The sequence below is a fragment of the Mesorhizobium sp. LSHC420B00 genome (genome assembly GCF_000503055.1).
In the GTDB taxonomy this organism is placed as follows: domain Bacteria; phylum Pseudomonadota; class Alphaproteobacteria; order Rhizobiales; family Rhizobiaceae; genus Mesorhizobium.
Genome location: NZ_AYVY01000015.1, coordinates 11,957 through 35,973, shown reverse-complemented (window position 1 = coordinate 35,973; position 24,017 = coordinate 11,957). Strand labels below are relative to the sequence as shown.

21 protein-coding genes, 1 tRNA gene and 2 pseudogenes are annotated in these 24,017 nt (G+C 64.0%); 10 read left to right on the top strand and 14 right to left on the bottom strand.

The annotated features are described in order from the left end of the window. Positions 1-160 precede the first annotated feature (160 nt). Positions 161-1,942 (bottom strand): chloride channel protein, encoded by a 1,782-nt coding sequence (locus X760_RS59860; protein WP_023720214.1) that lies wholly within the window; start codon positions 1,940-1,942, stop codon positions 161-163. A gap of 260 nt (positions 1,943-2,202) precedes the next feature. Here X760_RS59860 and X760_RS59855 point away from each other — a divergent pair, with 260 nt between their 5' ends. After that, on the top strand, positions 2,203-2,487 hold the full coding sequence (locus X760_RS59855) for an SCP2 sterol-binding domain-containing protein (RefSeq protein WP_023720213.1): 285 nt from the start codon (positions 2,203-2,205) through the stop codon (positions 2,485-2,487). Between the two features lie 51 nt (positions 2,488-2,538). Here the strand turns inward: X760_RS59855 and X760_RS59850 are convergent. Both X760_RS59850 and odc2 read right to left on the bottom strand, forming a co-directional pair. After that, positions 2,539-3,089 (bottom strand): annotated as a pseudogene (locus tag X760_RS59850) (N-acetyltransferase). 207 nt (positions 3,090-3,296) lie between these two features. Then, a complete protein-coding gene (gene odc2 / locus X760_RS59845) occupies positions 3,297-4,430 on the bottom strand; it encodes an ornithine/lysine decarboxylase (RefSeq protein ID WP_023720212.1) in 1,134 nt (377 codons plus the stop codon). 564 nt (positions 4,431-4,994) lie between these two features. Between odc2 and X760_RS59840 the strand changes: the two genes are divergently transcribed. From X760_RS59840 to X760_RS59825, 4 genes are all read left to right on the top strand, one after another. Next, on the top strand, positions 4,995-6,194 hold the full coding sequence (locus X760_RS59840; protein ID WP_023720211.1) for an amidase: 1,200 nt from the start codon (positions 4,995-4,997) through the stop codon (positions 6,192-6,194). A 1-nt stretch (position 6,195) separates the two neighbouring features. Next, complete coding sequence (locus X760_RS59835) at positions 6,196-7,095, top strand: LysR family transcriptional regulator (protein ID WP_023720210.1); 900 nt, start codon at positions 6,196-6,198, stop codon at positions 7,093-7,095. An 86-nt stretch (positions 7,096-7,181) separates the two neighbouring features. Then, positions 7,182-7,850: a DUF1007 family protein gene (locus X760_RS59830; RefSeq protein ID WP_023720209.1), complete on the top strand. Its 669-nt coding sequence runs from the start codon at positions 7,182-7,184 to the stop codon at positions 7,848-7,850. Beyond that, positions 7,847-9,001 (top strand): nickel/cobalt transporter, encoded by a 1,155-nt coding sequence (locus tag X760_RS59825; RefSeq protein ID WP_023720208.1) that lies wholly within the window; start codon positions 7,847-7,849, stop codon positions 8,999-9,001. Before X760_RS59830 ends, X760_RS59825 begins: the two co-directional genes overlap by 4 nt. A gap of 25 nt (positions 9,002-9,026) precedes the next feature. Here X760_RS59825 and denD read toward each other — a convergent pair whose 3' ends face one another. The 4 genes from denD to X760_RS59805 form a co-directional block, all read right to left on the bottom strand. After that, the gene (gene denD / locus X760_RS59820; protein WP_023720207.1) at positions 9,027-10,004 is read right to left on the bottom strand and encodes a D-erythronate dehydrogenase; all 978 of its coding nucleotides are present in this window, start codon (positions 10,002-10,004) and stop codon (positions 9,027-9,029) included. Position 10,005: 1 nt separating this feature from the next. Beyond that, on the bottom strand, positions 10,006-10,212 hold the full coding sequence (locus tag X760_RS59815; protein WP_031194351.1) for a hypothetical protein: 207 nt from the start codon (positions 10,210-10,212) through the stop codon (positions 10,006-10,008). 62 nt (positions 10,213-10,274) lie between these two features. Continuing rightward, positions 10,275-11,258 carry a cation diffusion facilitator family transporter gene (locus X760_RS59810; RefSeq protein ID WP_023720205.1) on the bottom strand — a complete coding sequence of 328 codons (984 nt, stop codon included), beginning with the start codon at positions 11,256-11,258 and terminating at the stop codon, positions 10,275-10,277. Positions 11,259-11,271: 13 nt separating this feature from the next. After that, positions 11,272-11,958 (bottom strand): GNAT family protein, encoded by a 687-nt coding sequence (locus X760_RS59805; protein WP_023720204.1) that lies wholly within the window; start codon positions 11,956-11,958, stop codon positions 11,272-11,274. Positions 11,959-12,041: 83 nt separating this feature from the next. Here X760_RS59805 and X760_RS59800 point away from each other — a divergent pair, with 83 nt between their 5' ends. Beyond that, on the top strand, positions 12,042-13,226 hold the full coding sequence (locus X760_RS59800; protein WP_023720203.1) for a pyridoxal phosphate-dependent aminotransferase: 1,185 nt from the start codon (positions 12,042-12,044) through the stop codon (positions 13,224-13,226). 28 nt (positions 13,227-13,254) lie between these two features. Next, positions 13,255-13,635, top strand: a complete 381-nt coding sequence (locus tag X760_RS59795) for a YciI family protein (protein ID WP_023720202.1) — start codon at positions 13,255-13,257, stop codon at positions 13,633-13,635. A gap of 119 nt (positions 13,636-13,754) precedes the next feature. On the opposite strand, the gene X760_RS59790 is transcribed toward X760_RS59795, so the two are convergent. Continuing rightward, positions 13,755-14,510, bottom strand: coding sequence for an SDR family oxidoreductase (locus tag X760_RS59790; RefSeq protein WP_023720201.1), 756 nt, complete (start codon positions 14,508-14,510; stop codon positions 13,755-13,757). A 224-nt stretch (positions 14,511-14,734) separates the two neighbouring features. Beyond that, the gene (locus tag X760_RS59785; RefSeq protein WP_023720200.1) at positions 14,735-15,481 is read right to left on the bottom strand and encodes a tellurite resistance TerB family protein; all 747 of its coding nucleotides are present in this window, start codon (positions 15,479-15,481) and stop codon (positions 14,735-14,737) included. 277 nt (positions 15,482-15,758) lie between these two features. On the opposite strand from X760_RS59785, the gene X760_RS59780 reads away from it, so the two are divergent. After that, complete coding sequence (locus tag X760_RS59780) at positions 15,759-16,118, top strand: ketosteroid isomerase (RefSeq protein WP_023720199.1); 360 nt, start codon at positions 15,759-15,761, stop codon at positions 16,116-16,118. 22 nt (positions 16,119-16,140) lie between these two features. Here the strand turns inward: X760_RS59780 and X760_RS59775 are convergent, their stop codons facing one another. Further along, complete coding sequence (locus tag X760_RS59775; protein ID WP_023720198.1) at positions 16,141-17,061, bottom strand: rhodanese-related sulfurtransferase; 921 nt, start codon at positions 17,059-17,061, stop codon at positions 16,141-16,143. A gap of 18 nt (positions 17,062-17,079) precedes the next feature. Then, on the bottom strand, positions 17,080-17,304 hold the full coding sequence (locus X760_RS77265) for a hypothetical protein (protein ID WP_198030517.1): 225 nt from the start codon (positions 17,302-17,304) through the stop codon (positions 17,080-17,082). Between X760_RS77265 and X760_RS59770 the strand changes: the two are divergent. Further along, positions 17,231-17,873, top strand: a pseudogene (locus tag X760_RS59770) (2-dehydro-3-deoxy-phosphogluconate aldolase). The gene X760_RS77265 and the pseudogene X760_RS59770 overlap by 74 nt on opposite strands. 42 nt (positions 17,874-17,915) lie before the next feature. Here the strand turns inward: X760_RS59770 and X760_RS59765 are convergent. The 3 genes from X760_RS59765 to X760_RS59755 all read right to left on the bottom strand — a co-directional run bounded on the left by X760_RS59765 (position 17,916) and on the right by X760_RS59755 (position 21,866). Continuing rightward, a tRNA-Gln gene (locus X760_RS59765) sits at positions 17,916-17,989 on the bottom strand. A gap of 104 nt (positions 17,990-18,093) precedes the next feature. Then, on the bottom strand, positions 18,094-19,944 hold the full coding sequence (locus X760_RS59760; RefSeq protein WP_023720197.1) for a DUF882 domain-containing protein: 1,851 nt from the start codon (positions 19,942-19,944) through the stop codon (positions 18,094-18,096). A 359-nt stretch (positions 19,945-20,303) separates the two neighbouring features. Next, positions 20,304-21,866, bottom strand: a complete 1,563-nt coding sequence (locus X760_RS59755; RefSeq protein ID WP_023720196.1) for a sigma-54 dependent transcriptional regulator — start codon at positions 21,864-21,866, stop codon at positions 20,304-20,306. Between the two features lie 152 nt (positions 21,867-22,018). Here X760_RS59755 and X760_RS59750 point away from each other — a divergent pair, with 152 nt between their 5' ends. Further along, positions 22,019-23,854, top strand: a complete 1,836-nt coding sequence (locus X760_RS59750; RefSeq protein WP_023720195.1) for a M3 family oligoendopeptidase — start codon at positions 22,019-22,021, stop codon at positions 23,852-23,854. Positions 23,855-24,017: the final 163 nt, after the last annotated feature.

Below are 24,017 nucleotides of genomic sequence, written 5' to 3'. Positions count from 1 at the left end.
CATAGCGATGGGATCCGGGATTTCTGTTCGGTTCTTCGAGCACGCCATCTCCAGGCGGAATCTGGCTCCAGATGAAATCTGGTTCAAAGCCACCGCGATGGTAGCGGTCATTCGCCGGCGGTGTCCAGCTAAATGCAGCGGGATCGCCATCCCCTCTCGGCTACCCCTCGCCCGACAGATCGCGCCGCGCCTTGTCGAGTTCCTCGGCATAGCGGCGCATCAGGTGGCCTTCGGTCAGCAAACCGACCACCTTGCGGTCGGTGAAATCCTCGACCACTGCCAATTCCTCGGCGCCGGCGCGCTGGAAGGTCTCGGCCGCCGACTGCACGTTCATGCTCGGCACCAGCACCGCATCCCTAAATTTGGCGAAGGACAGCACCGGCATCTCGTCATCCGACAAATGGCTGTGCAATTCGGCGACGATCAGCACGCCGACATAGTGCAGTTCGGCATCCACCGCGATGACGCGCTGCGAGGCACCGAGCGGCACCTGCTTGCGGAATGTTGCAAGCGTCGTTGAGGCGTCGATGGTGCGGACATCCTTGCGCATCATCGAGCCGACCGTCAGGCTGCGCATCCAGCCTACATCATGGGCGCTGCGGATGGTTTCGCCGCGCAGGTGAAAGCGCCATGTCGAGAAGGAATAGCCAAACGTTTCTCGCACCAGGATCGCCGCCATGAGCGAGGCGGCCAGCACCACGCCGGTCAGCGTCAGGTCGCGGGTCGATTCCAGCGCCAGGAAGGTCATCGTCAACGGGCCACCGACGACGCCGACGGCGAGCGAGGTCATGCCGACGACGGCGGCGACGGCGGGGTCGATGCCGGTCGCCGGCGAGACGAACGCCATCGCGCCGGCGAACATCTTGCCGAGCAGGGCACCGAGGAACAAAGAGGCAAAGAACAGCCCGCCGCGGAAGCCGGAGCCGAGCGAGATCGCCGACGCCGACAGCTTCAGCACGAAGACGCTGGCCACCACGGCCAGCCCGTAATTCATCGCGAATTCGCGGTGCAGCGCGCCATGGCCGCTGGACAGGACCTGCGGCGTGATCAGCGCCAGCAGCCCGACCATCACGCCGCCGATGGCTGGGCGCAACGAGGCGTCGATCGACAGCCGCGCAAAGATGCGCTCGATCAGGCTCACCAGATGCATGATGGCGATCGAAGCACCGCCACCCAAAAGCCCGAGCAGCATGAACGGCAAATACTGGCTGACGGTGAGTGCCGGCAGACCCGCGAGCTCCAGCGGAAACGGCACGCCGCCGAACATTTCGGCGGTCAGCGAGGCCGAGATCGCGGCGGCCATCACCGGCGCGACATTGGCGACCGAATAGATGCCGATGACCAGCTCGAAACCGTAGAAGGCGCCGGTCAGCGGCGCATCGAAGGCGGCGGCGATCGCGCCGGCCGCACCGCAGCCGACGAGGATGCGGACATCGTTGCGGCGCAGCCTGAACAAGCGCGCCAGCCGCGACGCCAGGCCGGAACCCACCTGCGTGTAGCCGGCCTCGAGCCCGACCGAAGCGCCGAAGCCGCTCGAGATCATCGTCTGCCCGGCGATGATGAAAGTGTCGGTCAGCGACATGCGGCCGCCGTAAAGGGCGTTGGCTTCGATCGGATCGACCGGCGTGCGGAACTTCCGCTTTCTCAGCCAGATCACCGTCAGCCCGAGCAGGATGCCGCCGATCGCCGGTATCAGCGCTTGCTCCGGCCTTTGCAGCGAAAACATCGCCGAAAGCCGACCACCGGGCTGAACGCCGAACATAAGCCCATGCAGGACCTGCACCAGTTCGCTCATGCCGGTGACCAGCGCACCCGCTATCACCCCGACCAAAGCCGCCAGAATGACGACGGCGATGCCGCGCGCCTCGAGCAGCGGGATCGATCGGATCAGCACCGCGCGCAGTCGGCGGGCATAGACTTGCGGTTCGTTTCTGGAAAGCACCGGGGCGGCTCGCCGATATCAAAAGGGGAGTGGTGCCTGATACGCCCGGCGGCTTTGCATGGCAACAATGCCGGCCGCCAAGGTGTTATGCCCGCGTGATGCTGCGGCGATAAAGCCCATCTTCAGCTCGGGGAACCGCGTTGACGTAAACGTCAACCCGAAGCTATATGCGCCGACCGTGGCTGTAAAACCAGGCAAGCGGCTTCGGCCGGGTCGAAGCGCCAAGGCGCGACAAACGCAACCAGACGAGGAGAACCGCCATGAGCGTTCAGGAGATTGCCGACAAGATCAGGTCGCGCGTGGCGAGCGCCGGGTTCGATCGCTCCGTGAAATTCGACACCGGCAGCGACGGCGTCATCGTCATCGACGGCGCCGATGTCTCGACCACCGATGCACCGGCAGATTGCACCATACAGCTGTCGCTCGACGATTTGGACTCGCTGATATCAGGCGATCTCAACCCGACCATGGCCTTCATGTCCGGCAAGATAAAGGTCGAAGGCGACATGAGCGTCGCCATGGCGCTCAGCCAGCTGATCGGCTGATCGCTTAAGGTGAGACAAGCCGCCGCGCGCGACGACGGCGGCTTCGAACCATCAGGCAGCGAGCGACAGCCGCTGCGCCTTCAGCTTGCGCCCGGCCGCCTTCAACGTGCCCTGCGCGCCGTCGAGCGCGCCGACCACCAGTTCCCGCGCCAGCAGGCGGTGCCGCTCGTAAGGCCCCGGCATGGCCAGCGAGCCGGTCTTTGCGGCCGAAAACCCGAAGCGCTCGTAATAGGGTGCGTCGCCGACCAGCAGGNAAGCCGCTCGGCCTCAGTCACTGCATGGCGCATCAGCGCCGAGCCGATGCCGGCATTTTTCAGCGCCGGGTCGACCGCAAGCGGGCCGAGCAGCAGCGCTGCCTTGCCGCCCTCGCCCAGCACCACGTCCCACAGCCGCACGGTGCCGGCAACAGCGCCCGACGCATCGCGCGCGACAAAGGCAAGGCCCTCCGAAGGCCGGCGGCCGCGCCGCAGCTTTTCCGACGACTTCTTCCGGCGCTTCGGCCCCATGGCGCGATCGAGCAAAGCCTCGCGCGCACCGATATCGGCAGCGGTTTCGGCAGTGATGACAAAAGCGCCGGCATTCTCCCCCCTCGAGGGGGACATCCCCGCGGCGCCTTCAACAATGAAATCCAAAACGTCCACTTCCGCGATCCTTCACGAGGGGATTGTTCCACAGGCGAGCCCGGGCGGGCGACAGGCGCCCACCTCGGGATGATCTGATCGGTTCTTTCGAACCGTCAGATCACGTAGGATCGGAGAGGCNGCGACAGGCGCCCACCTCGGGATGATCTGATCGGTTCTTTCGAACCGTCAGATCACGTAGGATCGGAGAGGCTCGAAGCCGTTGAAGGCAACCGACGCGTAGGTCGTCGTGTAGGCGCCGGTGCCCTCGATCAGCACCTCGTCGCCAATGGTCAGCGACAAGGGCAGCGGATACGGCGTCTTCTCGTACATCACGTCGGCCGAATCGCAGGTCGGGCCGGCGAGCACGCAAGGCGCGGTCTCGCTGCCGTCATGCGCGGTGACGATCGGGTAGCGGATCGCCTCGTCCATCGTCTCGGCGAGACCGCCGAACTTGCCGATGTCGAGGAACACCCAGCGCACATTGTCGTTGTCGGCCTTCTTCGAGATCAGCACGACCTCCGACTTGATGACGCCGGCATTGCCGACCATGCCGCGGCCCGGCTCGATGATCGTCTCGGGGATCGCGTTGCCGAAGTGCTTCCTGAGCGCCGAGAAGATCGCCTGGCCATAGGCCTGCGCCACCGGCACATCCCTGAGATAGCGGGTCGGGAAGCCGCCGCCCATATTGACCATCTTCAGCACGATGCCTTCGTCGGCGAGCGTCGCGAACACCTTCTTGGCGTCGCCCAGCGCGCGGTCCCAGGCGGTCAGGTCGGTCTGCTGCGAGCCGACATGGAACGACACACCATAAGCATCGAGGCCGAGCGCCCTGGCATGGCGCAGCACGTCGACCGCCATCGCCGGCACACAGCCGAACTTGCGCGACAGCGGCCATTCGGCGCCCTCGCCGTCGGTCAGGACGCGGCAGAACACGCGAGCGCCGGGAGCGACACGGGCGATCTTCTCGACCTCCTCGACGCAGTCCACCGCAAACAGCTTAATGCCGAGCTGGTAGGCGCGCTGGATGTCGCGCTCCTTCTTGATGGTGTTGCCGAAGGAGATGCGGTCCGCCGGCGCACCGGCGTCCATCGCCATCTCGACTTCGGCAACGGAAGCGGTGTCGAAGGACGAGCCCATCGCAGCAAGCAGGCGCAGGATTTCCGGCGCCGGGTTTGCTTTCACCGCATAGTAGATCTTGGAATCGGGAAGCGCCTTCTCGAAGGCGCGGAAATTGTCGCGCACGACATCGAGGTCGACGACGAGGCACGGGCCGTTCGGACGTCGGGTAGCGAGGAAATCAAGGATGCGCTGGGTAGCCATCGGGGTCTCTCCATCAGCGCCTTTCGGCGCGCACAAAGGCTTGCGGACGCGGGCTCTCGGCCTCGCGAACACGCGGTGGACAAAGGCGGGACGGAAATCCATGGAACCAGCCGGTGGAGACCCCGGAACCATGAAGCGCCGTCTCGCGGCGGTGAACCTTGGCCTTGCCCGGCCTCGGTTCGCTTTGTCTGCCTTGGCTTGGATGGGAGACCCCGTCCGCACTGCCGGCAATGAAGGTGTGCCTCTTCAGTAACCCCGGTCTTTGGACGACCGGCAGAACACCAGAAAGGCCCGCACCGTCGTTGCTTCAAGGTGTCCTCGGTTGGCGGTTGGCCGCTAAACCGACTGGAGGGGTTGGCTCCAGTTACCTTACCGATTGCCCTCACCATTCGAGGATCGGCGGACACCCACAGGCACGTGCGACTTTGGGCAAGCGCGATATAAGAGCGAAAGATTTCACAATCAATAAAAATCGTATGGCAGGTTGTAAAATTTGTGGCATCGAACAATGCTGCGGCAACCAGAAGAACAATGCTGCGGCAAGCACATCCGGATATCGAACGCATGACAGGCACTCGCGGCCCGCTGAACGCTTTTCTCGACCTTGATCAAGCCCCTGTTACCAATGCGCAATCCGGCCCGCTTGTCGGCTTGCGGCTGGCCGTCAAGGATATCTTCGACGTCGCCGGCTACCGCACCGGCTGCGGCAATCCGCAGAAATACCGGGAAGCTTCACCGGCCACGGCGACCGCGCCGGCCGTCCAGGCGCTGCTTGATTCGGGCGCACGCTTCGTCGGCAAGACGCAGACCGACGAACTCGCCTTTTCCCTGCTGGGGCTGAACGCGCATTTCCCGTCGCCGATCAATCCGGCGGCACCCGACCGCGTCACCGGCGGCTCATCCTCCGGTTCTGCCGCGGCGGTAGCCGGCGGGCTCGCCGACATCGCCACCGGGTCCGACACCGGCGGCTCGATCCGTGCGCCGGCAAGCTTCTGCGGCCTGATCGGCCTCAGGACGACGCATGGCCGCATCCCGCTCGACGGCACCATGCCGCTGGCGCCTTCGCTGGACACGTTCGGCTGGTTCGCCAGGGATATCGTCACTTACGAAAAGGTCGGCACGGTGCTGCTCGGCGACGATCCGCATCGCCACGAACTGGTACGCCCTTTTGCCCTCGACGCGCTGGACAGCCTCGTGCTCGGCCCGCTGGAGGCGGATGAATATCGCGCCATGGTCCGCAGTGTCGCGTCGGTGCTGGGCGCGCCGCGCAGCGTTGGCCCGCTGTCGCATTCAATCGACGATCTTTATTGGTGCTTCCGTAAGCTGCAGGGCTATGAAGCCTGGCAAAGCCACGGCGCCTGGATCGCCGGCGGCGACCGCATGCTCGGCCCCGGCGTCAAGGAGCGCTTCGAGCATGGCGCGACCATCAGCGCGACAACCGCGCAGCACGAAACGGAACGTCGCGTTTCGTTTCGCCTCGAACTTGCCGGCCTGCTTGGCGACGACGCCGTTCTTGTGCTTCCCACCGCTCCGGGTGCCGCGCCGCTCAAGGCCGCGACATTCGACGATTTGCAAACCTATCGCGAGCGCGCGCTGAGACTGCTATGCCTTTCCGGCCTGTCCGGTTTTCCGCAAATCACGCTGCCGCTCGGCAAGACCGGCGGGGCGCCGTTCGGCCTTTCGCTGCTCGGCCCGAAGAACAGCGACCGGCAGCTGATTGCGCTGGCCGCCCGCATCCTTTCAGCCCGCCAAGGAGGCGCATGACATGGATACGCTGACCCGCATGCGTGCCTTCATCGACGTGGTCGAGGCCGAAGGCTTTTCGGCGGCGGCGCGCAAGATCGGTCGCTCGAAGGCGTTATTGTCGAAATATGTGCGCGAGCTCGAGGACGAACTCGGCGCGCTGCTGCTCAACCGGACCACCAGGCAGTTCTCCCTGACCGAGGCCGGCCACACCTATTACCGGCGCGCCTCGGAGATCGTGCGCGAGGTCGACAGCCTTGCCGATGCGGTGCGCGAATCCTCCGGCGACGTGCGCGGCAGGATCAAGCTGTCGGCGCCGCGTACTTTCGCCGACGCGCCGATCGGCCAATCGCTGATCGACTTCGCCAAGCAGCATCCCGACATCGTCCTCGACATTCATCTCGACGATCGCTTCGTCGATCTGGTCGAAGAGGGTTTCGATCTGGCGGTGCGCATTTCGCGGCTGGAGAATTCCTCGCTGATCGCCAGGCGCCTGGCGCCATTTTCGGTACGGCTTTGCGCGTCTCCCGAACTGATCGCCAAGCACGGCATGCCGGTCAGGGCGCAAGACCTTGCCCGCGTGCCTTGCATCATCGACACCAATGGCCGCTGGCTCACCAACTGGCCGTTCAAGGGCGACAGCGGCGATACCGTGAGCGTTTCGGTTTCCGGCCCGATCGAGGTCAACAGCCCGATGGCGGCAAGGGCCGCTGCCGTGGCTGGGTTGGGATTTTCCATCCTGCCGGATTTCATCGCCGCGCCCGACATCGAAAGCGGCAAGCTGGTGACTGCGCTGGATGACCGCATCCTGCCCGGCGGCGGCATCTTCGCCGTCTACCCGCACCGGCGCTATCTGCCTGCAAAAGTTCGCGTATTCGTCGACTTCCTGGTGCAGTGGTTCAAGGCGCTGGACACCGCATGAGCTTTCAGCCGCCCTGCGGTCCCATTTTCGCCCCCTTTCTGGTAACTGTCGGCAATTCACCGAAGCCAATTGAATTGCGACCGAGAATGCACCTGAAACAGCAAGCAATCATGCTGGCTTCGGCCTTGAGCGCGACGCTTGCCGCCGTCGGACCGGCTGAGGTGCATCCCCACGTCTTCGCCGAGGCCCGGCTCGAAGTGGTCCTCGGGCCGGATCACCAAACTGTGAAGGCATTGCGCCATGTCTGGCGCTTCGACGACTTGTTTTCGAGCACGGTGATGATGGAGTTCGACAAGAATTCCGACCTGAAGCTCGACGACAAGGAGCTGAAGGATGTTGCCGACACCGTCCATGCCTCGCTTGCCGAATTCAACTACTTCCAGCTCGTCACCGTCGACGGCAAGGACGTGGCAATGACCCCGCCGCCGCAGCTGATGGCCAATTTCGACAACGACCAGTTGATCATCCTGTTCGAATCTGAACCGAAGGCGCCGATCAAGCTCAGCGGCAAGATCGACATCGGGGTGTACGACCCGACCTTCTACACCGCGATCGATTTCACCGAGGATGCCCATCTGCAGGTCGATGGCCTGCCGCCGACCTGCACCAGCAAGGTTGTCCGCCCGAATCCGGATGAGGCGATCGCCCAGAACCAGAAGACCCTGACCGACGCGTTCTTCAACGATCCGACGGGCACCGACATGAGCAAGATCTTTGCCACCAAGCTTGAACTGACCTGTCAGCCGGAAGGATAGATCCAGTGACGAAACCGTCCCTGCGTTTGGCACTCGGTCTTCTGGCCGCCGCCTTTGTGATGACGCACTTTCTCGGCTCCGCCCACGCCCAGAGCTCGCTCGGCATCGGCACCAATGACGGCATGGCTCCAACCGCCACCGGCCCGTTCGCCCACATCCTGATGTGGATCAATCTGCGCCAGCAGGAATTCTATCATGCGCTTGCCGGCGCGATGAAGGCGATGCGCCAGGACGGCAGCAAGATGTGGCTGCTCATCGGCCTGTCCTTTGCCTATGGCATTTTCCACGCTGCCGGCCCCGGTCACGGCAAGGCGGTGATCTCATCCTACATGGTGGCCAATGAAGTGGCGCTCCGGCGCGGCATCATGCTGTCCTTCGTCTCGGCCCTGCTGCAGGCGCTGACCGCGATCGTGGTGATGCTGCTCGCCTATTTCGTGCTGCGCGGCACCGCGATATCGATGACCGACGCCGCATGGTTCCTCGAAATCATGAGCTATGTCTTCGTCACCCTGTTCGGCGCCTGGCTGCTGTGGCGCAAGGCTGGCCCGGCCATCCTGCGCCTGTTCGGCGCAAATCCCGGCTACAGCCTCTCGGCTGCCCATGCCGGCCATTCACATGCCGGCCATTCACATTCCGCGCATGCCCATGCGGCACATTCCCACGCGCTTCATGCGCATGACGATCACGACCATGCGCATGACCATCATGACCACGGCGCACACGACCACGCCCATGCTGCGCACGATCACCACAGCCATGCGGCGGGGGAGGTCTGCGAGACCTGCGGGCACTCGCATGCGCCCGACCCGGCGCTGCTTTCCGGCGATCGCTTCGACTGGCGCACGGCCTGGTCGGCGGTGGCTGCCGTCGGTATCCGCCCCTGTTCCGGCGCGCTGATCGTGCTGAGCTTCGCCTTGCTAAATGGGCTGTGGTTCGGCGGTATCCTGTCGGTGCTGGCCATGGCGTTAGGCACCGCAATCACCGTCTCGGCTCTGGCGACGCTTGCGGTCACGGCGAAGAACTGGGCGGTGTATTTCGCCGGCGACGGCCGCATGGGCAACCGCATCCATTCCTTCGTCGAAATCGGCGGTGCCGCCTTCGTCTTCCTGTTCGGTCTGCTGCTGCTATCGGCCAGCCTGACTGGCGCCTGACCTCGTTGCGCCCGATCGGGGTGCTTTAACTAGGGATCCTGCCGCCCAACTCGTACTCGATATGGACGCGTATGATCTCGTCGAAGCTCGTTTCGGCAGCGAAGCCAAGCTCCCTCGAGCGCCGCGCCTCGAAGCGTGTCGGCCAACCCTTCACGATCGCCCAGATCGTCTCGTCGGGCTCCTCGCGGATCAGTTTGACCGCCTTGGCGCCGGCAACACGTTCCAGCGCTTCGATCTGTTCGCCGACACTGACGGCGACGCCCGGCATCGTCAGGTTGCGGCGCGGCCCGACTGCAGCGCCGTCAATTCCAGCCGCATGGATCAAAAAATTCACCGCCGAACGCGGGCTGGCGTGTGTGTGGACGACCGAGCGCGGCACCGGCAGGATGGCTTCATGGCCGCTCAGCGGCTCGCGGATGATGCCGGAGAAGAAACCCGAGGCCGCCTTGTTCGGCTTTCCCGGCCTGACGCAGATGGTCGGCAGCCTGATGCCGATGCCGTCGAAGAAGCCACGCCTGGTATAGTCGGCAAGCAGCGCCTCGCCCATCAGCTTCTGCGTGCCGTAAGAGGTCAGCGGCGTCGGGTGGAACTCGTCCGGAATGATTTCGGGAAACGGCGCGCCGAACACGGCGATCGATGAGGTGAAGACGAGGCGCGGCGCAAATGCCGCCAGCCGGACGGCATCGAATAGCGCCCTTGTGCCATCGAGATTGACGCGGTAGCCGAGATCGAAATTGGCCTCCGCTTCACCCGACACCACGCCGGCGAGATGGAAGATCACGTCGGGCCGCGGCGCGACCAGATTTGTCGTCGCGCCCGGCGCGGCAAGGTCGCCGGTGTGGACGCTGATGCTGACGCCTTCGAGGGCGGGCGCCTGCGGTGGCACGATGTCGTGAAGGTCGAGCGCGGCGATCTTGCGGCCGCCGAGTGTCCCGTCCTTGGCCAGCCGGGCAATGAGCTTGCGGCCGACCATGCCTGCCGCGCCGGTAATCAGAATGCGCATGTCACTTTCCCTTTTTGCGCTGGCTGCGGCTACGCAGCCAGAACACGACGAAGATTGCCACCATGAAGATCGCGGCGACGACGCCGGCAAGAACCGTCGAGACGTTGCCGACCGCCAGCATCACGGTTGGAAGATAATAGGCTGCGATGCCGAACAGCAGCAAAATCCAGGCGGCGCCGATTGCCGCATTGCGGGTGTCGCGGTCCATCACGCGGCCCCAGGGTAGCGGGCGTTCATGTCGATCGTTGCCAATACCAGGAACTCCCGAAATCAGTGATAGTGGCCACGGTGCGGTGCCGCATCATGCGCGTGATCGTGCTCGCCATCATGCTCATGGCTGTCGGCACATTGGCCGAATTCCGGTTCGACGGTGGCATGGGCTATGCCATGCTCCTGCGCAAGCCGTTTCTTGATCGCGCTGACCGCCATATGCGCGTCGACGCCGTCATTGAGGCAGGCATGCAACGTCGCCATGTTGCTGGAACCGTCGATCGACCAGACATGCATGTGATGCACCTCGCGCACGCCCTTGATCGAGCCTTCGATGTCCCTCGCGATCAGGTCGCGGTCGAGGCTTGCCGGCACGCCTTCGAGCAGGACGTGGGCAGCCTCGCGCATCAGCGACCATGCCGTGGACAGGATCAGCAGCGCGACAAGGACCGATAGGATCGGATCAATAGGCGTCCAGCCCGTCGCCAGGATTATCAGCGCCGCGATGATCGCCGCGGCCGAGCCAAGCAGGTCGCCGAGCACGTGCAGGATGGCGCCGCGCATGTTCAAGCTGTCACGGTCGCCGCCATGCAGCACGAAGAAAGAGCCGATGTTGACCGCAAGGCCGGCAATCGCAACGACCAGCATCGGCCCACCGAGCACGGGCTCAGGCGTCAGCAAACGCCCCCAGGCCTCATAGACGATCCACAGCGCAATGGCGAAGATGGCGATGCCGTTGGTGTAGGCGACCAGTGTCTTGACCCGGCCGAAGCCGTAGGTGAGGCGCACGGTCCCCGGTCGGCTCGCAAGATGAAAGGCATACCAGGCAAGGCCGAGCGCAATGCAGTCGGCAAGCATGTGGCCGGCATCCGCCAGCAGCGCCAGCGATCCCGTCAGGAGACCGCCAAGCGCTTCGACGACCATGAAGCCGGCGGTCAGGCAAGCCGCGATCAGCACGCGCTTCTTGTCGGTCGAGCCATGCACATGCCCGGCACCGTGACTGTGGTCGTGGCCCTGCGCGGCATGGTCGTGGGTATGCGCCATCTATGAGCTCCTGCTACGCGCCAAACTCGGCGCGGAAATCCTCGAGCCGCCGCTTCTGCTGGCCATCGCTGTCGAAATTGGCCGGATCGAGCCACGCCTCATAGGCTCTGCGCAGATCAGGCCATTCCTTATCGATGATCGAATACCACGCGGTATCGCGGTTTTCGCCCTTGACCACAAGATGCTGACGGAAAACGCCCTCGAACTTGAAGCCGAAACGTTCCGCCGCGCGCTTCGACGGCTCGTTGCGATTGTTGCATTTCCATTCGTAGCGGCGGTAGCCAAGCTCGTCGAAGACGTACTTCATGAACAGGAACTGCGCTTCCGTCGCCGCCGGCTTGCGCGAGATCAGCGGTCCCCAATAGATGTTGCCGATCTCGATCACGCCATAGGCCGGATCGATGCGCATCAGCGTCTGGCGCCCGGCGACCTTGCCGCTGGCCTTGTCGATGACCGTGAAGAACAGCGGGTCATCGCTGGCTTCGGCCTTGTCCAGCCATGGCTGGAAGGCGGCGCGGGTCTGCGGCGGGTCGTCGAACAGCCAGGCGAAGCGGCCGCCGGCATCGACCACTGACGAGGCCTCGAACAGGCCGTCGCCGTGCTTTTCGGCGTTGAGCGGCTCCAGCCTGACAGTGCGCCCCTCCAGCAACTTGCGTTCGGGCCGCGGGCGCGGTTGCCAATTCTTGAGATTTTCCGACACCGAAAACTCCAATCCGTTTGACTTTTGCGGGCGGACGCTCACAAAAACGCACGCTCGCTGAAAGAACCACACGGACGGGAAAAATGCTCCACACGATTTCGGCCTTCGACCGCCTCGGCGAGGAAAATGCGTTCGCAGTGCTGGCGCGTGCCACTGCACTTGCCCACCAGGGCCGCGACATTGTCAATCTCGGCATCGGCCAGCCCGACTTTAAGACGCCGCAGCATATCGTCGAGGCCGCGATCAAGGCGCTACGCGATGGCCATCACGGCTATACGCCGGCCAACGGCCTGCTGGCGACGCGCGAAGCGGTGGTACGCCGCACGCTGGCCACCACTGGCGTCGAAGTCTCGCCGGAAGCGGTGATGATCCTGCCCGGCGGCAAGCCGACCATGTTCGCGGCGATCCTGATGTTTGGCGAGCCGGGTGCCGAAATTCTCTATCCCGATCCCGGCTTTCCGATCTACCGCTCGATGATCGAGTTCACCGGTGCTGCCCCCATCCCGGTGCCGATGCGCGAGGAGAACGGCTTTGCCTTTTCGGCCGCGGAGACCTTGGCGCTGATCACGCCGAAGACCAGGCTGCTGATCCTCAACTCGCCGGCCAATCCGACCGGCGGCGTCACACCGCGCGCCGAGATCGAGAAGCTGGTCAAGGGCCTGGAAGCGCACCCGGATGTCGCCATCCTTTCCGACGAGATCTACGACGTGATGACCTATGACGGCGAGACGCATTGTTCGCTGCTCGCTTTCCCCGAAATCCGCGACCGGCTGATCGTGCTCAACGGCTGGTCGAAGACCTGGGCAATGACCGGCTGGCGCATGGGCTGGTCGATCTGGCCGAACGGCGACAAGGGCGCGCATCTCTACGATAAGGTGCGCAAGCTGGCGGTCAATTGCTGGTCCTGCGTCAACGCGCCGAGCCAGTATGCCGGCATAGCCGCCATCGACGGCCCGCAGGACGATGTCGACACGATGATGCGCGCCTTCGACCGCCGTAGAAAGGTCGTGGTCGAGGGGTTGAATGCCTTGCCCGGTGTTTCCTGCATTACGCCGAAAGGCGCCTTCTATGCCTTCCCCAATGTTTCCAAGACCGGCTGGAAGGCCAAGAAGCTCGCCTCGGCGCTGCTCGAGGATGCCGGCGTGGCGCTGATCGGCGGCCCCGATTTCGGCATTCTCGGCGAAGGCTATGTCAGGCTATCCTACGCCAATTCCGAAGAGAACATCCTGCGCGCGCTGGAGCGGATCGAGACGTTTCTGACGAAGTGAGGCCACGATCGACGAAAGGAGACGCCAGATGTTCTATGCCATTCTAGCCTATCACGAGGAAGAAGCGATTACGGCGCTGACGCCGGAGCAGGATTCGGCGCTGATGACCGATCTTCTCCAGATCAACGATCGGCTTTACCGGCAAGGCACCCTCGGACCGGCGGCGCGGCTCGGCGCGACACAAGACGCCTGCACCTTGCGCGGGCCAGGCACCGGAATGGTTGTTGACGGCCCCTTCGCCGAGACCAAGGAACAATTGCTGGGACTTTATGTTGTCGACTGCGCCAACCGTGACGCCGCTGTCGACATTGCGCGCGACCTTCGCCGCGTCAATCCGACCGCCGTCTACGAAATCCGCCCGATTTCGCTGTATCTTCCCGGCGTGCCGCTTCCGGTCACGCGGCCCTAATGCATGTCGCGCAAAAGTGTGCAGCGGTTTTGCGATAACGACATGCATAAAAACAAGAATCTAAAAGCGCGTCGCATGAGGCCGGTCGCACGCGACGCGCTTTTAGGACCGGGCTGAGACTAGCCGCGGCCGACAAACGGCATCTTGGTCGCCATCACCGTCATGAACAGCACGTTGGCGTCGAGCGGCAGGCTGGCCATGTGAAGGACGGCATCGGCGACGCGCTCGACATCCATCACCGCTTCGGCGGCAATGGTGCCGTTGGCTTGCGGCACGCCGACCGTCATCGCTTGCGCCATGTCGGTCAGCGCGTTGCCGATGTCGATTTGACCGCAAGCAATGTCGAAGGGCCTGCCGTCCAGCGCCAGCGTCTTGGTCAGCCCGGTGATGGCGTGCTTGGTCGCCGTATAGGGCACCGAGCCCGGCCGTGGCGCATAGGCCGATACCGAGCCGTTGTTGATGATGCGGCCGCCCATCGGCTGCTGCCTGCGCATGGCGCCGAACGCGCCGCGAGCACACAGGAACGAGCCGGTGAGATTGACTCCGACAACGTCGTTCCACACTTCGACCGGGATGCCGTCGATCAATGTCGATTTGTAACTCGTGCCGGCATTGTTGAAGAGCAGGTCGACGCGCCCGAAGGCCGCAGCCACCGTCTCGAACAGATCGTCGACCTGATCGGCCTTGCTGATGTCGCAGGCGACCGCCAATGCCTTGGCCTGTGTCGGCCCGGCCGCGGCGATCGCATCCTCCAGCACCGGCTTGCGGCGACCGCAGAAGACCGTATTCCAGCCGGCCTTGAGCAGCGCCGTGGCGACGCTTTTGCCGATGCCCGTACCGGCGCCGGTGACGATGGCGGTTTTATAGTCGGTCATGGCTGTACTCCCTGAAAGGGATGAGGCATCGCAAATGACGGGAACCATGGCAAGCCGGCCCAAAGCCTGTGCTCGCAAAAAGGGCGGCCATTGGCGACCGCCCCTGATTCGAACCGGGCTTGGGAGGAGGAAAGCCGATCCGACTGCCTGAAATCATGCGCTCACCGGATTAACGAGAAGCTAACGCCAACGGCGCACCGGGTCTCCGCCGCCCTACCTTCAACCTACCAGCGCGAACCGGTCACCGGCTTGGCCGTGCTGCCCGCTGCCGGCACCTTCGCCGCCGTCACTGTCGCCTCGACATGATCGACCAGCGCGTCCGGCAGGCCGAGACGGCCGGCAAGCAGGTCGAGATAGCCGCGTTCGGCCCGCGTGTCCGGATCGATGGCAAGACGCGAGGCGGTGTAGAGTTCCAGCTTTTGCGCATCGGTCTTGGCGCCGGCGATCAGCACATCCAGATCGAGCGGCGCGTCCAGTTCCGACATCAGGAATTTCTCCGCTTCGGCGCCGACGCCGGCGAGGCTGAGCTTGCCGGCGATCTTCTGCCGCTCTTCGTCATCGACATGACCGTCGGCCTTCGCCGCCGAGATCATCGCCCTGACCAGCGTCAGCGTGAATTCGTCTTCGCCCTGCGGCGCTTGCGACGGATGGAAGGCGGTATCGGCCGGCGGCGGCAGCAATTCCGGTTCACCGGCGGCTTGCGTTTCGGCCGGCGCGTTGCCGCTCTTGTAGTTCTGGTAAGCCTTGTAGGCGAGGCCGCCGATCGCGGCCAGGCCGCCGAGCTTCACCGCCGCACCGGTGACCTGACGGCCTGGGCCGGTTCCGAGCAGCACCGCGGCCAGCGCACCGGCGGCAAGCGGATTGTCCTTGGCCATCTGCACCGCCTGCCCCGCCTTGTCACGGACGGTCGATCCGGTACCGGGAACTTGCGAGCCGAGCAGGTCGTCGAGGAGCTTCTTGGGATCGAACATCTATGCCTCCAGAATTGGCCCGGCCGAAGGTGCGCGGGCAGGTTTGCACGTCGAAGACCTAGGTCCCGCAGTTTGACATTACAATGACGCGGTGCATCCTTTTGCCCGCTGCCACGCGTGACCTCGCACCGACATCTGCTGGGATTTCACACGGAAATCAAACTGCTTCAGCCTCCTTCCGCACCCTAAAAACATGCAGTGCTGTGGACCTTGGAAGTGTCGAAACCAGCCCCGACTTCGAGTAATGTCGCGGCATGTCGCTTGCGAGGAGCCTGGCATGACCGATGAGACTGACCGCCAGCCGGCACGCGATCCCCAGGAACTGGAGCGCCTGCTGATTTCACGGCAATGGGTCGGAGACATTGACGGCATGGCCGCGCTTTTTGAGCCGCATGCAGTCATCGACAGCGGTGGCGGACAACTGACGTTCGGCCGCGAAGCCATCCAAACGCTGTTCGCGGAGATCACCGCAACCGGCCGAAAATTTCAGTCCGGAGATCAGCGTCCGGCTGTCATCAATGGCGACCTCGCGCTCACCTCGACCCGGCTTCCCGACGGCACGATCACCACCGAGGTCGCACGCCGGCAGAACGACGGGACATGGCTGTGGGTCATCGATCGCTTCTCTGTTGCTTAACGTGAAGTTGCTTGACGTGAAGCTAACTTCCGATGTGACGATCGCCGCGCGCTTGCGCCAGCTCGACCTGGCGCTGGCGCTCGGCATAGCGGGCGCGATCCTCCTCCGAGCGGGCATCGAAGCAATGCGGGCATGAAACGCCGGTTGCATATTCCAGCGACAGCCGGTCTTCTGCGGCTAGCGGATGCCGGCAGGCGCGGCAGAGTTCGGCCTCGCCTTCGACCAACCCGTGCGATACCGAAACGCGCTCGTCGAACACGAAGCATTCGCCTTGCCAGAGGCTCTGTTCGGCGGGCACGTCTTCGAGATACTTCAGAATGCCGCCCTTGAGGTGGAAAACATCCTCGAAGCCAAGCGACTTCACATAGGCCGTCGCCTTCTCGCAGCGTATGCCGCCGGTGCAGAACATGGCGACCTTGCGCCCCTCGAGCTCATGCCGATGCTGCTCGACCCAGGCCGGGAATTCGCGAAAGCTGGCAGTGGCGGGATCGACAGCGCCCTTGAAGGTGCCGAGCGATACCTCGTAGGCGTTGCGCGTATCGATGACGATGGTGCCTGCATCCGAGATCAATGCGTTCCAGTCGGCCGGCGCGACATAGGTGCCTGCACCTGCCGCCGGGTCGATATTGTCCACGCCCATGGTGACGATCTCGCGCTTCAGCCGCACCTTCATGCGGTGGAACGGCATCGCTGCGGCGCTGCTGTATTTAATCTCGAGGCCGGCGAGACCTTCGATGGATTCGAGATGATGGATGAGCGCGGCGATTGCCGCTTCACTGCCGGCGACCGTGCCGTTGATGCCCTCACGCGCCAAAAGCAGCGTGCCTTTGATGCCGCATGCGCGGCAGAAGGCGGCGAGCGGCGCGCGCAGCGCCTCGAAGGTGTCGAGCCGGGCGAAGCGGTAAAGCGCGGCAACACGGAAGGCTTGGCTGGACAGTGTCATCTCCAAGCCACTAAACGCTCACGACAGCCGGATCAAGGCAGAGCCGGGAGCGGTCTGCCCGCGACGGGTTTCGAACACCACGCGTGACATCGCGACACGCCGCGTTTCGTGGACAGAAAAACCGCCTTCTGCTAACCGGTCGACTTGATCAACAGAGGAGAGACGACGAATGCCCAGCACGACCGAAAAGCTCCTGTCGCTCCTCAACGGCCAGCCGGTCATACCGGTGCTGAAGATCGCCAATCCCGCCGACGCGGTGCCGCTGGCCCGGGCGTTGGCCCGCGGCGGCCTNCCTGCCGGCGATCGAGATTACGCTGCGCACCGCCGACGCGCTGGAGGCGATCCGCCGGGTGGCGGGCGAGGTCGAAGACGCCGTCGTCGGCGCCGGCACCATCCTGGACGCCCGCCAGTTCGGCGAGGCGGCGGCCGCCGGTTCGAAGTTCATCGTCAGCCCCGGCATCACCCGCGAGCTTCTCGCGGCAGCCAAGGACAGCGAAGTGCCGTTGCTGCCCGGTGCCATCACGCCGGGAGAGGTGATGGCCGCGCGCGAAGCCGGCCTGCGCTTTCTGAAATTCTTCCCGGCCGAACAGTCGGGCGGCATCGCCTCGCTCAAGGCCTTCGCCTCGCCGCTCGCCGACGTGAAATTCTGCCCGACCGGCGGTATCACCGGCCAGAATGCCGCCGACTATCTCAGCCTGCCCAACGTCATCTGCGTCGGCGGTTCCTGGGTGGCGCCGGACGATCTGGTCAAGGCCGGCAAATGGGACGAGATCGAAGCCTTGGCGCGCGCCGCGAGCAAGCTCGGGCGCTAGCATCGCCGCCGATCTGGCCTGCTGCCGATCTGGTTCGCCGGCTGGTTCCCGCTCATGGGCTCGAACCACGATTCACGCCTTCAAAGGGCGCTGTCCTACCATTAGACGAAGCGGGAGAATGCTGACCTTGGTTAGCATCCCGGCACGAAGGAAGCCAGTGCCGGCGGTGGCGGCAGCCGCGCCGGTTGCCAGCGCGGCCTCTACGATATTTGCCCAGCTGTTATTCGGTCTGGAAGCGGGCCACCGACATGAACTTGACGGCCTTGCCGGTGAACCGGTTGGCGTCGGCCATCTCGTTGCCCGGCTGGAAGCCGACGGTATAGACCTCGCTCGGTGCCGTACGGACGAAGTCGTAAGCGTAGCGCGGCGCCGTTGTCGCGTCTGAAACGGTCGCGACATACTCGCCGCTGTGCAGCGCCCAACGGGCAGCCTGCGGCGCGGCAGCGACCACCACCGGCTTGGGGCCTGGTTTCAGGTCGCGGGCGGTGGCCCTGGGTTCCTTGCGTGTGGTCTTCACGCCCGCGCCGATGACGGCCGTCGGATCGGAGCCGGCCGGGCGGGCAACGATGGCCTTGCGCGGCGACGCCCCGTCGCTCGATGCGTCGTCGCTCGCCGGTTCCTCGAACACCGATGCTTGCTCGGAAAGCGAAGCGACCTTGTATTCGTCGGTCGCGCTGACCCGTTCCAGAACGGCCTTGACCTCGTCGGGCTGCGAACTGTCGGGCCGCGCCGACGGCAATACCGAGAATGCATCGGTGGCGGTGTTGCTCCGCTCGGCCGCACTCGCGAGCGCCAGCAACACTTGCTTGTCCTGCGGCGCAAGACCAGCCGACGAAAGATCGGCCGGCAGCGAATGATCGGGCCGCCAGCTCGGCACGGGAATGTTGTTTGCCGCGACCTGCACCGGGCCGGCCGTAGCCGACGCGTCTGCCATGGCGAACGGAACACTTGCCGACGCCACACTTGCCGGCGCTTGCGCGGTTGCCACCGCCTGTTCGGTGGATGCAGTCGCATCCGCCACGCCGAACGGAACGTTTTCAGGCGGCTGGGCACCGATGTCGGCCTTCGGGCGCGGAGCAAAATCGGGCAGCGGAATGCTGCGCGCCGGCAATGCCGCGATGATCGTCTCCGGCGTGTCGTTCTCCGGTTCCGGCGCAGGCGCCGGAGCATCGGCGACTTCCGGAATCTCGGCACGCTTGGCATCCCGAGGCGCCACGATGGCGATGCCAGGCAGATTGCTGCTCTTGGCCGACGGCGCCGGCTTCACGTTACGGGGCTTTGGCGCTGGCTCGGCCATCGCCACATCGGCGCTGTCGTCCGCCTCGTCGTCGCCGCCGCCGAAGAAGGCTGCCAGGAAGCCGCGGGATTTTTTGCCACCGCCGCTTGCGCTGGCCAGTTCGATGGCCGGCGCGCCGGCGCCCTTGCGGGCTTTGTAGGAGGCGAGCGCCTGTTGATAACCAGGCAGCGGCTTGCCGTCGCTCGGCACATGCAGCGTCTTGCCATTGGGGAACACGCGCGCCAATTCCTGGCGGCTGATGCCGGGCCAGTGGCGCACATTGCCGACGTCCATGTGCACGAAGGGCGAGCCGGAGCTGGGATAATACCCGACGCCGCCGCCCTGCATCCTGAGGCCGATGTCGCGCAGCTTCTTCAGCGGCACGCCGGGAATGTAGAAATCCATCGCCCTGCCGAGCATGTGCTGGCTCTTCTCGGCGACGCCCCTGCTGCGGCTGCGCAGCATCGAATTCGTCGACGGCGAACGATAACCGCAGACGACCTGGATATAGTCGGTGGCGCCGCTCTCACGATAGGCTTCCCAGACCAGGTCCAGCAGGCGCGGATCCATCTTGGTCGGCTCGTTGCGACGCCAGTCGCGCAGGATGATGTTGATCTTTCGCAAGCCGGCTTGATCGTAGCGGCCGTTGCGCTTGTAGACGATCTCCGCCTTTTCATGCGTGTGGAGATGATAGAGCTTCAGCGAACGTGTCTCGGCGCCGGCGCCGGTTGCCGCCGCTGCAAGGAACCCGACGGCAACAATCACCGCTGCCAGCCATCTCGGCCAGACGCTCATGTGATAATGCCGCCCGTTTTTGTGTCGTTCGATTCTGTTCAAATCAAAAGGCCTTGCAGGCTGCCGTTTTGTCCCCGGATTTGACCAAACGGATGCGTTAGATGTGCATCCGAATATCGATCCTAATGGTTAATCATCGCTTATTGAAGCCGAAATGCGGTAACACCGTGGCGATATCCCGCCAAAAATATTGCGCAGGATATCTTGGTAAACCGCTGGTTTAGATCATGTTTTGGCGCCAGCTCGAAACACGATCTGTTACCGTCCGCCTTAATACGTGAACATTGCGGCGAACACGTCATTACGAGACTCAGTTGCCTGGAATGATGTCCGGATGAGAACCGGCTTGGCCCTGTGACTCAGGAAGCGAGCCTCTCGACACGGCCGGTCTCCGGGTCGATGCCGTATTCCTTGAGCTTGCGGTAGAGCGTCGACCGGCCGATGCCGAGGCGGCGGGCGACCTCGCTCATCTGGCCGTTGTAGTGGTCGATGGCGAGCTTGATCATTTCGAGCTCGACATCGGCCAGCGCACGCACATTGCCGCGCTCGTCGAGCGCCCGCAGCGTGCCGAAGCGGGGTCTGGCCGGCGCGTTGGGCTCGGCCGCGGCGGCGCCGACGGCGGCCGGGATGTTATCACGCGGCAGGCTGCCCGAAGCCAATCCGGAAGCTGGCCACCCTGAAGCTGGCCCCCCTGAAGCTGGCGAGGCGATATCCGCATCGAGATTGACCGTGCCCTCGACCTGCGCCCGGATCTGCGGGAACTCTTCTTCGGTCAGCATGTCGCCCTCGGCGAGCACCGAAGCCCGGAAGACGGCATTTTCGAGCTGCCTTATATTGCCCGGCCAGTCATAGGCCTGCAGCATGGCGAGCGCCGCAGCCGAGATGCCTCGCAGACGGTGGCGCGGATCGGCGGGCGCCATCTTCTCCATGAAGTGCTCGACCAGATGGGGAATGTCGTCGCGACGGTCGCGCAATGGCGGCACGAAGATCGGATAGACGTTCAGACGATAGAACAGATCCTCGCGGAACTTGCCGTCCTTTACCTGCTGCAGCAGGTTGCGATGGGTTGCCGAGATCAGCCTGATGTCGACCCTGACGGTCGAGCGCCCGCCTACCGGATCGACCTCGCCGTCCTGTACGGCGCGCAACAGCTTGACCTGCACGTCGAGCGGCAGGTCGCCGATTTCGTCGAGGAACAGCGTGCCCGAATGCGCTTCGACGAACTTGCCGGTGTGTTTTTCGGTGGCGCCGGTGAACGAGCCCTTTTCGTGACCGAACAGGATCGATTCGACCAGATTGTCGGGGATGGCGCCGCAATTGACGGTGACGAAGGGTTTCGAGCGGCGGTCGCCGCTGCCCTGGATGGCGCGCGCCACCAGTTCCTTGCCGACGCCGGATTCACCCTCGATCAGGATCGGAATGTTGGACGCCGCCGCCTTGCGGCCGAGCCGGATCACCCGATCCATCGCCGGACTGTGAGTGATCATGTCCTTGAACGTCAGATGGCCGCCGCGCTGCCGTGACGAGCGCTTCACTTCGCCTTCGAGCGCTTCGACCTTGAGGGCATTGCCGATCGACGCCTGCAGCCTGTCGGGAGAGGCCGGCTTGACGACGAAGTCGAAGGCGCCGTGACGCATTGCCGAAACGACGGTTTCGATGCCGCCCTGGGCGGTCTGCACGATGACGGGAACGTGGATGCCGCGCTCGCGCATTGCCTTCAGCACGCCGATGCCATCGAGGCCCGGCATCATCAGGTCGAGGATGACCACCGAGACGTCGCGCGCATTAGGCCCGTCGACAACATCGAGACCGGCCTCGCCGCCATCGGCGACGATCGCGGTGTGGCCGAATTTCGTCACCGCCGCCTCGAGCAGCCTGCGCTGCACCGGATCGTCATCGACTATGAGTATGGAAGCTGCCATGACTGATCCGACCGTGCCCGCCCGAGAATGCGCCCTATGGATCATCTTGGCACAGGGTTCTAAATAAGCTTTCAAAAAACCCGGTGAATGAATTCCTTAGGATTTGACCGGCTTCTCGTTTCCTCGAATTTTCGTGTCTGGAAGGATCGGCAATGCGCATGGTTTTTGCTCGAAAGCTGGCGGCGGCGTCCGGTCAGGGCGTGGCGGAGCTTGGCGACCTGCCGGAATGGAATCTGGCCGATCTCTATTCGGGCATGGAAGCGCCCGAGTTGAAGCGCGACATCGCCAAGGCCGCCGCCGATGCCATCGCCTTCGAGAGCCGTTGGAAACGCACGCTCGCCGCCGAGGCCGGGCGTGGCAGCGCCGGCAGGCTGGGCGAGGCGCTCCAGGCCTATGAAGCGCTGGAGGAGCTGATCGGCCGGATCGTCTCCTATGCCGGGCTTGTCTATGCCGGCAACACGTCGGATCCGCAGCGCGCCAAGCTCTATGGCGACATCCAGGAAAAGATGACCGATGCCAGCGCGCACCTGCTGTTTTTCGCGCTCGAGCTGAACCTCATCGACGATGGCGCGATCGAAAACGCACTCGCCGCCGATCCGGCCTTCGCCCACTACCGGCCCTGGGTGCTCGATCTGCGCAAGGACAAGCCATATCAGCTCGAAGACCGCATCGAGCAACTCTTCCACGAAAAGTCGATCACCGGGCGCGGGGCCTGGAACCGCCTGTTCGACGAGACGATGACCGATTTGCGCTTCGGCCTCGACGGCGAGGAGTTGACGCTTGAGCCGGCGCTCAATCGCCTGCAGGACGCCGACGGCGAGGTGCGCCGCCGGGCGTCCGAAGCGCTGGCCGCAACTTTCCGCAAGAATTTGCGCGTCTTCACGCTGATTACCAACACGCTGGCCAAGGACAAGGAGATCTCCGACCGCTGGCGGGGCTTCGAGGACATTGCCGATTCCCGCCATCTCGCCAACCGCGTCGAACGCAGCGTGGTGGACGCACTCGCCGCGGCGGTTCGCGACGCCTATCCGCGCCTGTCGCATCGCTATTATGCGATGAAGGCGCGCTGGCTCGGCATGGAGGTGATGAACCACTGGGACCGCAATGCGCCCCTGCCGGAGACCCCGCAGGCGGTAATCGGCTGGGACGAGGCCAAGAACACCGTGCTTTCCGCCTATCAGCGCTTTTCACCCGACATGGCGGAGATCGCCAGAACTTTCTTCGACCGCAACTGGATCGATGCACCGGTGAGACCCGGCAAGTCGCCTGGTGCCTTCGCCCATCCGACGGTGCCTTCGGCGCATCCTTATGTGTTGCTCAACTACATGGGCAAGCCGCGCGACGTGATGACGCTGGCGCACGAGCTCGGCCACGGCGTGCACCAGGTGCTGGCCGGCGGCCAGGGCGCCCTGATGGCGTCGACGCCGCTGACGCTGGCCGAAACCGCATCGGTGTTCGGCGAGATGCTGACCTTCCGCTCGTTGCTCGAGCAGACCACCGACAAGCGCGAACGCAAGGCCATGCTCGCCCAGAAGGTCGAGGACATGATCAACACGGTCGTGCGCCAGGTCGCCTTCTACGAGTTCGAGCGCAAGGTGCATGCCGAGCGCAAGAGCGGCGAATTGACCTCCGACAAGCTCGGCCAGTTCTGGCTGGAAGTGCAGGCGGAAAGCCTCGGGCCGGCGATCAAGCTGCGCGAGGGGTACGAGGTTTTCTGGACCTATATCCCGCACTTCATCCACTCGCCTTTCTACGTCTATGCCTATGCATTCGGCGATTGCCTGGTGAACTCGCTCTACGCGGTCTACCAGAACGCCGAGCGCGGCTTTCAGGAGAAATATTTTGCCATGCTGCGCGCCGGCGGCACCAAGCATCATTCCGAGCTTCTGGCGCCGTTCGGCCTTGACGCGACGGACCCTGCCTTCTGGCAGATCGGGCTTGGTGTGATCAGCGGACTGATCGACGAGCTGGAAGCACTGGACAAGTGATGCGCAACACTGGGTGATGCGCAACACCGGGTGATCGGGTTTTCCAGAACAGTTTAGCTGCAATGCATATTGACGATGGTTCTATTCTTGTCTTGGATATTTGTTCTTAAATAACTTTCCATGGAAGTTTTCCGTTAGATTCCCGTAAGCTGTATGATAGCGT